The sequence below is a fragment of the Acidobacteriota bacterium genome, assembly GCA_028875725.1.
In the GTDB taxonomy this organism is placed as follows: domain Bacteria; phylum Acidobacteriota; class Thermoanaerobaculia; order Multivoradales; family Multivoraceae; genus Multivorans.
Window position 1 is genome coordinate 553,848 of sequence record JAPPCR010000015.1, and the last position, 13,809, is coordinate 567,656.

At 68.0% G+C, this 13,809-nt stretch carries 12 protein-coding genes; 4 read left to right on the top strand and 8 right to left on the bottom strand.

Features of this window, described 5'->3' with window-relative positions; all coding sequences use genetic code 11:
* Positions 1-49: 49 nt before the first annotated feature.
* Together OXI49_13805 and OXI49_13810 are read right to left on the bottom strand one after the other, a co-directional pair.
* Complete coding sequence (locus tag OXI49_13805; GenBank protein MDE2691588.1) at positions 50-1,696, bottom strand: hypothetical protein; 1,647 nt, start codon at positions 1,694-1,696, stop codon at positions 50-52.
* On the bottom strand, positions 1,693-2,343 hold the full coding sequence (locus tag OXI49_13810; protein MDE2691589.1) for a matrixin family metalloprotease: 651 nt from the start codon (positions 2,341-2,343) through the stop codon (positions 1,693-1,695). Before OXI49_13810 ends, OXI49_13805 begins: the two co-directional genes overlap by 4 nt.
* Between OXI49_13810 and OXI49_13815 the strand changes: the two genes are divergently transcribed.
* Positions 2,344-4,272: a CocE/NonD family hydrolase gene (locus OXI49_13815; GenBank protein ID MDE2691590.1), complete on the top strand. Its 1,929-nt coding sequence runs from the start codon at positions 2,344-2,346 to the stop codon at positions 4,270-4,272. It begins immediately after the preceding gene.
* Here OXI49_13815 and OXI49_13820 read toward each other — a convergent pair whose 3' ends face one another.
* From OXI49_13820 to OXI49_13835, 4 genes are all read right to left on the bottom strand, one after another.
* Positions 4,273-5,667, bottom strand: coding sequence for a sulfatase (locus OXI49_13820; protein MDE2691591.1), 1,395 nt, complete (start codon positions 5,665-5,667; stop codon positions 4,273-4,275). It lies immediately after the preceding gene.
* A 25-nt stretch (positions 5,668-5,692) separates the two neighbouring features.
* Positions 5,693-6,781 (bottom strand): hypothetical protein, encoded by a 1,089-nt coding sequence (locus OXI49_13825; GenBank protein ID MDE2691592.1) that lies wholly within the window; start codon positions 6,779-6,781, stop codon positions 5,693-5,695.
* A gap of 212 nt (positions 6,782-6,993) precedes the next feature.
* Positions 6,994-7,449, bottom strand: coding sequence for a DUF6152 family protein (locus OXI49_13830; protein ID MDE2691593.1), 456 nt, complete (start codon positions 7,447-7,449; stop codon positions 6,994-6,996).
* 63 nt (positions 7,450-7,512) lie between these two features.
* Positions 7,513-8,481: a Uma2 family endonuclease gene (locus OXI49_13835; GenBank protein MDE2691594.1), complete on the bottom strand. Its 969-nt coding sequence runs from the start codon at positions 8,479-8,481 to the stop codon at positions 7,513-7,515.
* A 41-nt stretch (positions 8,482-8,522) separates the two neighbouring features.
* Between OXI49_13835 and OXI49_13840 the strand changes: the two genes are divergently transcribed.
* Positions 8,523-8,762 (top strand): hypothetical protein, encoded by a 240-nt coding sequence (locus OXI49_13840; GenBank protein MDE2691595.1) that lies wholly within the window; start codon positions 8,523-8,525, stop codon positions 8,760-8,762.
* A gap of 197 nt (positions 8,763-8,959) precedes the next feature.
* Positions 8,960-10,165 (top strand): DUF4268 domain-containing protein, encoded by a 1,206-nt coding sequence (locus OXI49_13845; protein MDE2691596.1) that lies wholly within the window; start codon positions 8,960-8,962, stop codon positions 10,163-10,165.
* A gap of 168 nt (positions 10,166-10,333) precedes the next feature.
* On the opposite strand, the gene OXI49_13850 is transcribed toward OXI49_13845, so the two are convergent.
* Both OXI49_13850 and OXI49_13855 read right to left on the bottom strand, forming a co-directional pair.
* On the bottom strand, positions 10,334-12,136 hold the full coding sequence (locus tag OXI49_13850) for a VOC family protein (GenBank protein ID MDE2691597.1): 1,803 nt from the start codon (positions 12,134-12,136) through the stop codon (positions 10,334-10,336).
* Positions 12,087-12,929: a hypothetical protein gene (locus OXI49_13855; protein MDE2691598.1), complete on the bottom strand. Its 843-nt coding sequence runs from the start codon at positions 12,927-12,929 to the stop codon at positions 12,087-12,089. The genes OXI49_13850 and OXI49_13855 overlap by 50 nt, the downstream gene beginning before the upstream one ends.
* An 87-nt stretch (positions 12,930-13,016) precedes the next feature.
* Here OXI49_13855 and OXI49_13860 point away from each other — a divergent pair, with 87 nt between their 5' ends.
* Entirely contained in the window at positions 13,017-13,805 is a 789-nt protein-coding gene (locus OXI49_13860; protein MDE2691599.1) for an SDR family oxidoreductase, read from the top strand.
* Positions 13,806-13,809 lie beyond the last annotated feature (4 nt).

Below are 13,809 nucleotides of genomic sequence, written 5' to 3' on the forward strand. Positions count from 1 at the left end.
AACAGTAACCCATGGCCGCGGGTGAAACCCGCGGCGCGGAGATGCGCGTTCAGCCGCGCCGGATGACGGCCGTGTGGTACGGCTCGAGGTCGTCGATCGCGGACTCCGGTTCCCCCGTCTTCCAGGCGAACAGCCGCACCGTGACCTCGGACGGCGTCGCGTCGAAGAGGGCGAAACCGTTCTTCTCGAACGTCTCGCCCCGTACGTCCTGCTCGACCCCGGTGGCCGCCAGCGGCGGCGTCCCGCGCGCCGCCGAAGGCCAGCCGGTCAGGGTGCCAAGCGGTCCCGTCAGCACGGCGTGGACAGGATTGGCCGAGAGGTCCAGGCTGCCGCTTCGCTCGAGCACGGAGTGGCCGATCGCGTGCAGGTCGCCCGACAGCACGATGCCGGTCCGCTGCGACTGGGACGTCAGCGACTCCAGCAGACGCTGATGCTGCCGCAGCCATCCCTCCTGCCAGAAGTACTTCTCGCGCTCCGTCGTCAGCCTGAAGTTGCTGCCGGCGAAGTCGCCGATCCGCGACACGGTGGCGCCGCCGTCGTCGAGATCGGCGACGTCCGGGTACCACTCGCGCCACTTCCCCGCCGACCAGCCGAAGGGGTGCGACGGTACGTGGAACAACTGCGCGACCGACTGGTCCCGGGTGCGCTGATGCAGCCAGTGCTCGGCCTCCGGCGGCACGAGACCGGCGTGGACTCCCTTGAGCGACAGGTAGCGGGCGCAGTCGTAGATCAGGACCTCGGCCAGCCGACCGTAGCGGAACGTGCCGAAGGCCTCGGAGATGCCGGGTTCCCGGTCGCCGGCGCCGGCGCCGGAGATGGCCCGCGGACGCTCGACGTCGGGCAGGAACTCGGGCAGGAAGGCGTTGCGGGTGAAGCGTGCGAACTCCACCTGGTAGCGGTCCGGCGGCAGGGTGACCATCTGGGGGTCGGCATCGTCGTTCTCGTAGTAGTCGTGGTCATCACTGACGAAGTAGGAGGGCGTCGACCGCAGCATGACCCCGTAGAGTTCGGCGATCTGCGGCCCGACCGCGGCCTTGATCGAGGTCTCGTTGCTGGTTCCCAGCACGGGCAGGCTGAGGTCCAGCCAGCCGATCCGTTCGTAGAACTCGCGGGAACGCCGGCCCCGCTCCTCGCTACGGTTGTAGAGCACCGTACGCTGGTCCCAGTAGATGTGGTCGCCGATCGCGATCAGCGCCCGCGGACGGAAGGAGAGCGCTCGCCTCAACAGCCGGCGGCGAACCGCCAGCGGCAGGAAGAAGCCCGACTCGGGATGGCCTCCGGCGCAGGTGTAGGCGAGGAACCGCACCGACTCGGGTTGAGCCGAGGGCGACGGGAACGTGCGGAGAGGCCACGGATCGCACAGCGTCTCGCCGCCGCCGCCGAGCAGTTGCAGGGCGTACTCCGTGTCGGGTTCCAGTCCGCTCGCGTCGAAGGAGAAGAAACGCCGTTCCGTGTCGGTGCTCCGGCCAGCGACCAGGCGGCCGCCGATGCGGAGCACCGGCACGAAATCGAGCGGATCGGCGAAGGAGCACTTGAGCGCCACGCGATCGTGGCTCGCCGCCGGAATCAGGTGCCGGAGCGGGCCGGCGCGCCAGCCGTCCTGGCCCACGGCGGGTGAACGGCCGAGTCCGGTTCCGGCCGCTGCCGCGGCGGCCGCGGTGGCGATGAAGCGTCTCCGGGTCCAGTTGGTCGTCATGGTCGGGTTCCTCCCAGGAAGGAGCGTAGCCGCTCGCGGTCGACTTCGGTCAGCGGCAGGAATCGGGATTGGCCGTCATTGCGCGCCGAGGTATCGCAGGGCTGGCACATCAGAACACCTGGCTCGCGAGTGTGCTTCAGGCCAAGGACATGCCCGAGTTCGTGGGCAATCACGTTGCGAACCACGTGCTCGCGCTCGTCGCCCGAAGGAATGGCGACGAAGTAGCGGCCATCGTCGCCGTAGGGCCAGGCGAAGGGCATGAGACTCTGGGCGGAGAGCAGCACGACGACGTCCGCGTCCACCCGGAAGAGCGCCTCGGGCGGCCTGGGCCCCGGGTCGGACGAGTGCAGGCGGCCGGCAAGCTGCGAGAGCTGGTGGGCGTAGTTCTCGAATGGCCGCAGTCCTTGCGAGGGAGCTTCCCGTCCCGGCTCGAGGAACGGCGCAGCCAGCCCCAGATCAGAGGCCGCCTCGTTCCAGAACGAGACCGCCTCCGCGGCCATGGCGATCCGCTCGTCATCCGCATCGGCGACCAGCACGGCGACCCGTCTGATCTGACCGGACGCCGAATCCGAAGCGGACGCAACTGGCAGAATGCCCAGCGCAAGAACCAGGAAGGAACCTGACTTCGCCCGCCAGGAGAACGTCATATGCACCACATTCGAACGGTCATCAGGCTGCTGCCAATCGCTGTCTCCCTGGCCCTGGCTACTCCCCCGGTCCTCGGCCAGATCCACCGGACGCCGGACCCGGTGCGCCGGGCCGACCTCCACCGTCTCGCCGAAGTCGATCGGATGGTCATGGTACCGATGCGCGATGGTGTCCGCCTCGCCACCGAAATCTACAGGCCGCGGAACGCCGGGGGTCCCGTTCCGGCGATCTTCTGGCGGACACCGTACAACTTCAGCCCGCTGCCGGAACCGAACCTGGAGCGGCCCAGCGCGCTGCTCAAGTTCGGTCTCGACGCGATCGCGCGCGGCTACGCCTTCGTGGTCCAGAACGAGCGCGGCAAGTTCTTCTCCGAGGGCGACTGGGAGATCCTCGGCCGGCCACGCACGGACGGCTACGACGCGCTGACCTGGATTGCCGACCAGCCGTGGTCCAGCGGCAAGGTCGCCACGCTCGGCTGCTCCTCGACCGCCGAATGGCAGATGGGACTCGCCGCGATGCGGCATCCCGCCCACGCCGCCGCCGTACCGATGGGGCAGGGCGCCGGCATCGGCCGCATGGGACCGTTCCACGAACAGGGGAACTTCTACCGCGGCGGCGCGCTCCAGCTTCCGATGGCCGTCTGGCTCTTCGGCGAGCAGAACACGCAACGCCCCACCTTCCCGCCGGACACCAGTCGCGAGGACCTCGAGCGGCTCGCGACCTACTTCGACCTCGCCGCGAAGATGCCCCAGGTCGACTGGAAGCAGGCCCTCTGGCATCTCCCCGTTCAGACGCTGATCGAATCCGTCGGCGGGCCGAAGGGAATCTTCGGGGAGTTCGCCGCCCGCCTGCCGGACGATCCGGCCTGGTACGAAGGCGGCCTGTACCACGACGACGAGCCGTTCGGCGTGCCCGCGCTTTGGGCCAACTCCTGGTACGACCTGTCCGTGTCGCCGAACCTGGCGCTCTACGGCCACGTCCGCGAGAACGCCGACCCGGAGGTCCGCGACCACCAGTACATGGTCATCGCACCCAGCCTGCACTGCAACATGTACCGGCTGACCAACCCGCTCGTCGTCGGCGAACGGAACTTCGGGGACACGGACTTCGCCTTCGACGAAATGCTCTGGAGCTTTCTCGACCGCTTCACGAAGCACGAGGCGAACGGGCCCGAGGCGAACGGCTTCGAAGACCGCTACGCCAGGGTCCGCTACTTCCTGATGGGCGAGGACCGCTGGGAAGACGCCGCCAACTGGCCGCCGGCCGGCGCCGAAGCGATGACCTTCTACCTGGACAGCGACGGCAGCGCGAACAGTGCCGCCGGCGACGGCAGGCTGACGGCGGATGGCGGCGGAGGCGGTGCCGACGCCGACCGCCTTGTCTACGACCCGGGCTCACCGGTGCCGACCCACGGCGGCGCCTTCTGCTGCATGGGCGACTACGAGCCCGGCGCCTTCGATCAGCGCTCGGTCGAAGCCCGCAGCGACGTGCTCGTCTACACGACGGAGCCGTTCCAGGAACCGCTGGCCGTCGTCGGCTCGGTCGACGTCATCCTGCACGTTTCATCAGACGCGCCGGACACTGACTTCACGGTCAAACTGATCGACGTCCACCCGGACGGCCGCGCCTTCAACCTCGACGACACCATCCTGCGCATGCGCTACCGCGAGGGATTCGACCGCCACGTCTCGATGGATCCGGGGGAGGTCTACGAAGTGACCCTGGGCCCCCTCGCCACAGCCAACGTCTTCGGCGACGGTCACAGGCTGCGGATCGAAGTCTCGAGCAGCAACTTCCCCCGCTACGACCGCAACCTGAACACCGGCGGCAACAACTACGACGAGAGCGAGTGGCGGGTGGCGCGCAACGCGGTGCACCACTCGGCGGAGCATCCGTCAAGGATCGTGCTGCCGGTGCTGGATCCCTAGTCAGGGCTCCAGCGGCGGCACCTTCTGCGAGAACTTCACGCCGGTCACGCGATCCGTGTTGTCCGCCCGGCGCCGGCGGCTCGCCGGAAAGTCCTCCGTCTCCTCGATCCAGGCATCGAGCACCCGGCTCAACTGCCGGGCCATCTGCTCCACTTGCGGCCGACCGGCCAGGTTCACCAGTTCGTGCGGATCCGACTCCAGGTCGTAAACCTCGATCACCGGCCTCGGCGCCTCGAACAGGCGGGCCTGACCCGGCGTCAGCGTCCCGGCCGCACGGCGCGCCGTCAGGCTGTACCAGGACGGGCTGCGCGACGCATCCGCAGGCGTACAGAGCGGCAACTCCGTGTAGGCGTTGCGGATCAGCTTGTAGCGCGGCCCGCGCACCGCGCGGATGTGCTCGTCGCAGTTGTGCCAGTTGCGCTCCGCGAACACGTAGTCGCGCCCCGGCGAGGCCTGATCGGTCAGCGCCGCGGCGAAGCTCTCTCCCTGGAAGCTCTCCGGGATCCCCGCCCCGGCCGCCTCCAGCAGGGTCGGCGCCAGGTCGATCACGCTGGTCAGGCCCGGATAGCGAGCGCCCGACGGCGTGACGCCCGGCCAGGAGACGATCAGCGGCGTGCGGATGCCCGCGTCGTACGCGGTCGCCTTCGCGCGCGGGAACGGCATCCCGTTGTCGCTGAGGAAGACGACCAGGGTGTCCTCCCGAAGCTCGCGGCGGTCCAGTTCGGCCAGCATTCGACCGATCTCACCGTCCATCCGCGAGATCTCGTCGTAGTAGAGGGCCAGGTCGGACCGCGTCTCCTCGTCGTCGACGAGGTAGGGCGGCACCGAGACTTCGCCCGGATCATGGGGCGGATCGACCGCGTCACTTGAGTACGGCCGGTGCGGATCCCGGAAGCCGATCCAGAGGAAGAACGGCCGATCCCCCGCCACGTCCAGGAAACCGGGCAGCCCTTCCCAGGTCTCCTCCGAGAACCAGTCGAACTGCCGCTCGCCATCCGGGCCGTAGTGGGTCTTCCGCATGTGCCCGGTGAAGTAGCCCTCCCGGGCGAGGTAGGCCGGCAGCAGATCCACCCCGGTCGGCAACGGCGTGTGCAGATCCTCGGCGCCCGTGGCGTGCGGATACCGGCCCGAGAGGATGCTGATCCGCGACGGACTGCACGACGCCGTCGTCAGGAAGGCGTTCTCGAACACGACCCCGGTTGCCGCAAGACGGTCCAGGTTCGGCGTCCGCACGGCGCGGTTGCCGAAGGCGCCGAAGTCGGACCAGCCGGCGTCGTCGGCGACGAAGACGACGATGTTCGGGGACTCGTCGGCGCCGCGCGCGGGCGGGCTCGCCGCCGCCAGGAGGAGTCCCAGACCCAGGACTCCCAGGCCGGGAGAGCGGAAGCGGCGCATGGGCTCGCGCGCCCGGCCGGCTCGACTACTCGCCGCCGCCCGCCGCGGCGATCGCGTCAGCCTCCAGCAGGCGCGCACCGCGCATCACGTTGCCCAGCGCGTAGTTCCCCTCGTGGCAGGCGTACTCGAAGACCTTGTTGGGCGTCGACCGCCACACGTACTCGCCGCTCCAAGCCGTCTCCCAGACGTTCGGGTCTCGGACCGTGAAGCCGTACAGCAGGTCGCCGTCCGCCAGACGCTGGAGACGCTCCACGACGTGCAGGTCCTTCGTGGCCGAACCGAGACCCGGTTCTTCGCCGAAGTTCGCCGTGTCGACGACCAGAGTGTCGCCTTCCCACCAGCCGATCGAGTCGCCCATCCACCGCCGTTCCTGGGCCGGCGCGTGCTCAGCGCCGATCCGCACGACGCGGGCGTCGTGGACCATCTCGATCAGGATCATCACGTGGTTTCCGGTCTGCACGATCCGCTTGTGGTTGTTGTAGAGCGCCGGCAGCATCGGCGGGCCGCCGGTCGAACTGAAGCCCATCAGGCAGCGCTCCGGCAGGGGCCGCTGCTCCATGTTGTCGTAGGGACCGGAGCCGTCCTCGTTCTCCTCCAGCCACCAGGCGGTTCCCGTGTTCTTGTGGCCGAACGCCGCGAACTGAGCTGCCGTACGCGCCATCCCGGCAGGCGTCATCTCCGGATACTGACCGTTCGGCGGATCCGTGATGATCGAGGTCCGCCACTTGCCGTCGATCCTGATCACGTTGTCGCCCGGATCCATGTAGAACGCGTTGTAGCCGCCGCTGCCGCCGGACGCGACCTCGAGGCCCGGGTCGAAGATCGGCGCCCCGCCGACCGGCGGCGCCTCGCGATTCGGATCGCTGGGCTTGAAGTCCGCCTCGTAGATCTCGGCCTTGCGGCGAGCGATCGCAGCCGCCTCCTCGTCGGTCAGGGTCAGCCGGTCGCCGAACTCCCGCGGCCGAGTCAGCGGCGTCAGCGTCGCCACGTCGTAGGCACCGGAGAGGTCCGGCTTGCCATCGGGCCGCCGCGGAATCTCGTCCTGCGCGGCAACGGCGATCGGGGCGGCCAGGAGCACCGCCAGGCTCAGGAGAAGGAAACGTTCAAGCTTCATCCGGCACCTCCTCGGGCACAGGTTTGGTTGTAGCCACAACGCTACCACCGAGTGCGGCGCCCGAAGCGCGCTGAAACAGCTCGAGCCCCGGCCGGGGCGCACGCTCAGCCGACGTTGCCGAGCCGGAAGTTCACCGTGACGTTGTAGCTCTGTCAGATTCCGAGCGTCAGGTGGCGTCCGAGCGGAGCCGCCGCAACGCCTGTGCTCTACGGCTAGCCCGAAGAGTCCCGATCGTCGTACGGCGCGCCGGTGCCCGAGGATCCGGCAAACAGCCGCCGACCGTCCGGCAGGGTCACGTCACGGCCGTTCGCCCGCGGCGCACCGTCGATCGCCTGGTAGCCCTCGACGAGCACCTCGGTCCCAGGAGCAACCGAGTTCTTCTTCCAGCCGCGGCGAACCAGGGCGCCCGGCGGTCCGCACTCGACCATCCAGGCCGTCACCGTGCCGTTCTCGTCGGTGACGTCGATGTGAATCCAGGCGTGCGGGTTCACCCACTCGACCTTCGTCACCTTGCCGCGCAGCCGCACCGGCTTCGTGGCGTCGAACTCGGCGGCAAAGGCGTGGTGCGCGGCCGCCGGTTCGGGCGACGCCAGGAGAACCAGGGCCGCGACCAGAGCGAAACCGAGGCCGGGGAGGGTCGCGCGCGGGAGAGATCGCGTCGTGTACATGGGCATCGTCCTGCTTGCTGCTGTGTCTCGGCGGAACGGCAACCCTACCACCGGCGCGAGGCGCTAACCGTCGTCTGGCGGAGCGTCGCCGGCCGGCCGGACCCGGCGCAGGAAGTCGCTCGCGTCCCGACTGTCGATGGCGGCCTCCAGGAACTGGGCAGACCGTTCCACCGAAGTGACACCTGAAAGCCACGCCTCGACGGCTTCAGTCACTCGGATGTTCCGGGCGGCGAGAGTCTGTCGGAGATTCTCCCGGAGCATCTCCGAGCGACTTTCGGCCCGTTCGGCGCCAAGGAACGGGTCGTCGTCCGGGCTGGTGCCCGACGCCCTGCCCAGCCCGCGGCCCACCCGGCGTAGCGCCGCCACGGTCTCTGCCGACTTCGTCTCCTCGTTCATTGCCCGGTGGATCTCGGCCGCCCGCCAGCCCGGAAACGCCCGGCTGACGGCCGATTCGACGTAACCGCCGCCCTCCAGCAGGTAGATCGTCAGTCCCGGTCGACCCGAACTCCGGGGAGCCATCCACTCCGGTGCCGGCACCTCCACCCAGACCTCCGGAAGACCCCAGGAAGCGTAGACCTCCAGCTTCCGCCGCCGGACATCGGTCGTGTGGTCCACTTCCAGCAACACATCCGGTAGCGGACCGGCGTCGATGTCGATCGTCCGCCCCCGCGGCCAAGGGCGATCCAGGAAGAACATCGCGTCCGGCTGCATCAGAACCTCACGTTGCCCCTCTACCCCGAACTGCACCAGACTCGCCGAACCGAGCGCCAGAATCTTCGAGCCGCGCGCCTGGGAGATCATCTCGACCAGGCCCGTCACGCCGGCCGACGGCGCCTCGTGGTAGAGCGTCGCTGGCTCCGCCAGGACCATCGCCGTCCCGGTCCGCGCCTCCCAGTACTCGATGCGACCCTCGTGGTCGTCCAGTTCCTCGACCGGCAGATGCACAGCGCGGCAGCCCGGAAAGTCCCGCGGGACGAGCGGGCGCCTCGGTTCGCGTGGCGGCTGCCGGGTTCCGCGGAGGGGTTCAGCCATGGTTGTGGGAGTGTAACGTTGGCGGGCTCTTGGTAGCCACCATGAAGACCATGAAGTCGCTCAAGATCGGCAACACTGACTACGACGAGATGAAGGCACGCGCGCTGGCGATCGCCCGCGGCGAGCTCCAGCCGGCCGAAGGAGAGCCGACCGTCTGGTTCACTTCCCCCGAGAGCGTCGCGAAGGCACTCTCAACGCATCGAGAGTTGCTCGGGGCTGGACCCGGCGGGCCTCCCGGCGGCGCTAGCAACTGGAGCGGTCATCGAAGTGGAATGCAATGAGCAGGCAGTACAAGAGTGAGGCACTAGCGGCCGCGCACGAGGCTGTAGTGGGCTTGGCCGAAGCCGGCCTCATGTCCAAGCAGACGATGCGCCGGTTTGACGAGCTGTGTCTCACTCCGGTCAAGGTGCTCAAGACGATGGCGCCGGACGAGATCCGGCCTCGGCCGTTCAAAGCAACATGAGCGAGGATCGAGCCGATGTTCAAAGTCAACCTCACCGAGAAACGCCTCGTACGCCTTGAACAAAGGCGTTTTGCCGCGCTCAATCTGCAGGAACGCCCCGATCTTCAGGAATGGGTCGCGAACACGCCCGAGGCGCTCGGCGAGGAGCTCCTGATCATCCAGAAGGAGTTTGCCGGCTTCGCCGACACCCGCGAACGGCTCGATTTGCTGGCACTTGACAAGGAAGGCCAGCTGGTAGTCATCGAGAACAAGCTCGACGACACGGGCCGCGACGTCGTGTGGCAAGCACTCAAGTACGTGGCCTACTGCTCCAGTCTCACGAAGAGGCAGATCCTCGAGATTTACCAGAGACACCTCGACCGCAGGACTGATGGCGGCAAAGCCGAAGAGAACCTGTGCACCTTCCTCGAGGTTGAGGACCTTGATGACACGATCCTGAACGCCGGCAATGACCAGAGGCTCATGTTGGTCGCTGCCAACTTCCGAAAAGAGGTCACATCAACCGTGCTTTGGCTCACCGGACACGGCGTGCGGGTCCAGTGCTTTCGGGCGTCGCCCTACACCTTGGGCGAGGAGCTCTTGCTCGACCTCCAGCAGATCATTCCCACGCCCGAGGCCTCGGACTACATGATCGGAATGGCTGCCAAGGAGACCGAAGAACGAGCCGTCGAAAGCACGCTGAAGCGTCGCCATGAATTGCGGCAAGCGTTCTGGTCGAGGACTCTGGACGCACTGCGTGACCGAGGCGTCCCCCGGTACGAGAACATCAGTCCTTCCAAGGAGCATTGGCTCGCTAGCGCAACAGGTGTGTCCGGCTGCTCCTACAATCTGATCTTCCTAAAGAAAGCGGCGCGCGTTGAACTCTCTCTCGCACGCTCCAAGGCAGACGAGAACAAGTGGATCTTCGATCAGCTCGAAAGAAACAGAGGAGAAATCGAAGAGTCCTTTGGCGCGGAACTTGAGTGGCAAAGGCTGGACGACAAGAAGGCGAGTCGCATCTGCCGCTCAGAACCGTTCGACGGCTACGATGACGAGAACTGGCCGGAGATGATCGCTTGGCTCTGTAAGCACTTCGACAAGCTGGAGGGTGCACTCTCGCAACCACTAGCGCGGTTGAACAGACAATTGAAGGCCCAGAACCGCATCTCGGCCGACGGCCAAGCCGATTCCCCCGTGAGTCAACCTGAAGGCGGCGTCGCCAGCAGGACCACGGCGCTCTGAGTCCGCGGGTCTTTCTGACCGGCCCTCGGCCGGAGCCGCGGAGCGGCACAGCCCGAAGCAATGTGGCCGCCGGCCAAGGCCGGCGACGACATTGGACGCCGCCTTCGGCGGCAGCGGGTCAGAAGACCCGCGCACCCAGAGAACGGGCGTCGTTGTCGGTGCGGTTCTCTACCGCGCTCCCGAGCCCGTTTCCGCCGCCGCGGCCGCGGCCTCCTCGCGGTCACGCGCCCTGGCGCCGGAGAGGATGTTCGTCATCCCGTAGTTGCCTTCGTGGCAGGCGTACTCGACGAGTTCGTACTGCTCGTTGTCGAGCTCGAACTCGAACCGGCCGGTCCAGGGCCTGGTCCACACTGTGGGATCCTCGACGGTGAACTGGTACTCGAGCCGGTTCGGCCCAAGCCGCGTGTAGCGCTCGGTGAGCTTCATGTTCTCGCTCGAGCCGCGGTAGTTCGTGCGGCCGTTGAAGCCCGTGGTCTCCACCACCAGGGTGTCGCCCTCCCAGCGACCCTGGGGATCGCCGAGCCACTGCCTGATGCCAGGGCCGAGCGGCTCCCGCTCGGCCGTGGGGACGACGCGGGTCTCGTGGATCATCTCCTTCTGGATGGCGACGAAGCCCGGGCTCTGGCTGATCTGCAGTCCGTTGTTGTAGATCGAGGGCATCATCATCCCCGGCACGCCCCGGGTAATGCAGCGGACGTAGGCGCTCAGGTCTTCCGGCCCCGCCGGCCGGCGCCTCACGTAATCGCCGAACGACTGGCGGGCGTTGCGCTGTCGCTCCAGGGCCTCCTCCGTGAGCGGCGGAATGCGCCCGTCCGGCGGATCGATGATCATCGCCACCTGGCGCGACGGTGCCGACTTGACGTAGCCGAGAGTCGTGTCGCGCCACTCGCGCTCGTAGCCCCAGATGCTCCCCAGGGTGCCGCGTTCCCGGCGGGCGGCCGCCTCCTCCGCGGTCAGTTCCTCGACATCGGCCAGCTCCTCGGGCCGTTCCAGCGGAATGCCGTGGGCCTTGTTGCCGGACCACATTCCCTGCAGGTCGGGCGTACCCCAGGGCGTCCGCGGCACGACGTACGGCTCAGCCGAGGCAACCTCGTCGGCGTCCGACCCGAAGTCGGCGTCGACGCCCTGCCAGCCCGGTTCGAGCACCGCCACCCGCACGTTGTCGGGAGCGGAAACGAAGCCGCGCTTCGCGTCGGAACGGCCTCCCGCCGGCCGCTCGGGGTCCGCCGTGAAGCGGACGCCTCGATCGCGCAGCCCCACGGCCGCCGTGTCGAGATCGGCGACCTCGAAGGCCAGGTGGTCGATCGCCCGGCCGGCACTCGGCGCGGGCTGGCCTTCCGGGTGCTTCGAGGCGAACAGCCAGACCTCGCCGAAGCGGAGGCCGTCCTGCGTCCCGCGCAGGCTCTCCGGCGCGCCGCCGAACGTCTCCCGGTACCAGGCCAGAGTCCGCTCCGGATCGCTCGCGCTCAGTTGGACGTGGTGGAAGCCCAGCGTGTCCAGGTCCTCCACGACTTCGATCCGCGTCCCCCAGGGATCGAAGATGCGTCCGACCTTGAACAGGCCGGGTCTCTCGCGGAGAGTCGAACCGTCGTCGTAGCGCTGGAGCCGAACGCCGGAACCCCGTACGCCGACCGCTTCCAGCTCGGCCATCTTCTCCTCGAGGTCGGCGAAAGAGAAGCCGATGTGGTCGATGCCGGTGCCCTGGCTGGCGCCCATGATCGGGCCCTGCCTGAACTCGATCGTCGCGTTGCCGCAGTCGACCGCCTCGGCGCGGCTCTCGATCGGCTCGCAGTCCAGGTGGCGCTCGTACCACTTGACCGCCTCGCTGCGGGCGGACGTGGTCAGTTGCACGGTGACGTCGCCGGCCGCCGCCGGGACCGCGGTCAGTCCCAGCAGCAGAGCGGCCGCAACGGCCGAAGCGCTAGGGATCGTCGCCGGTCGTGGTTTCTTCGCGTCGGCGTAGGTGGCCATAGAGCAGCTCCTCGGAAAACTCGACACACTTGTACTCCAGCACACGGACGTTCTCCTCCAGGCGCCGGTAGAGCGGCATGCGGATCGTCCAGGGACGGGTGAAGACGTTGGGGTCTTCGAGCGTCGCCTCGTAGGTCATCGTGTTCGGGCCGGTCGGCGTGTAGCGCTCGGTAACGCGCAGCGTGTCGCTGGCGAAGTTCCCGGCACGGTCGAACCAGGCCTGACCGGTGAAGCCGGAGGCCTCGACGACCAGGGTGTCGCCGTCCCAGCGGCCATGCGAACGGCCCATCCAACTGTCGATCGGCGCCGGCTCCGGATTCTCCTTGTCCATGTGGATCGTCCGGTTCGCCTCGGCGAAGCCGTAGACGATCATGACGTGGGTCGTCCCCTGGAGGATCTGGAACGGGAAGGGCATGTAGGTCGCTCTCGGCACTCCCGGCAAGTAGCACTTCGCCTCGGGGTCTTCGCGCCAGCGGTTCTCGAAGTTCTCCCGCTGCTGCTCGCGAGCCCAGTCCTGGTAGGGAATCTCGCCACCGACGACCACGCCCTGCCCCGGCGGCATCGTGGTGAGGGTGCCGTACTCCGCCGGCCCACCGACGGCGTTGTGGTCCTCCACGTTCCAGTGAGCCGAGTTGATCGCCTGCCAGACGCCGTTGATGTCGGGATTGCCGTCGTAGTGGCGGGGAGTCGCATCGCCGGAGTCCTGCGCCGCGGCTGGCACGCCCAACATCAAGAGGAGAACGGCGAGCCACACCGGCCGCCGTCGCAGGATCAACTGGCGTCGTTTCTTCATTCCCGTCCCGTCAGAGATGAACGGGGAGCATAGCAACGCCGCGGGCACTACACTCATCCTCCGAATCCCAGCCAGGAGACCTCAACGATGATCGACCTGAACCTGACCGGCCGCCGTGCGGTCGTCACCGGCGCCAGCCTCGGTATCGGCGCCGCCACCGTCCGCCTGCTCGCCGATCACGGCGCCGAGGTCGCCTTCTGCGCCCGCAGCGAGCAGGCGGTGAACGAGCTTGACGGCTACGAGCCGCCAGCGGGCGAGGGCAGTGCCCACGGCCACGTCGCCGACATGGCCGACCGCTCGTCGATCGACTCTTTCTTCGAGGCCGCGCTGGCCGGCGGCACGGTAGACATTCTTGTCAACAACGTCGGCGCTTCGCCGTCGCGCAACTTCCTCTACATGAGCGACGACGACTGGGAGGATCTGTTCCGGCTCAACCTGCTCTCGGCCGTGCGCAGCACGCGGCTCTGCCTGCCCGGCATGCGCAAGCAGAAGTGGGGCCGGGTCGTGATGATCGCGAGCGGCGCCGCGAAGTACCCGGGCGCCGCCCTGATCGACTACGGCGCCTCGAAGGCGGCGATGGTCGCCACGGGCAAGGCCCTGTCCGGCAAGTACGGCCGCGACAACGTGCTGTTCAACTCGGTGCTGCCGGGCCTGATCCACACCGCGATGTGGGAGCGGGCCGCGAAGGAGATCGCGAACGCCCGCGGCGGCGACTGGGAGGACATCATCCGGAACAACGGCAAGAGCGTTCCGGTGGGCCGCTACGGCACCTCGGAGGAGGTCGCCAACATGATCGTCTTCCTGTGTTCGGAGGCCGCTTCCTACGTCAACGGCGCGGTAATCGACGTCGACGGCGGCCAGGGCCGGCACATCTGAGCCG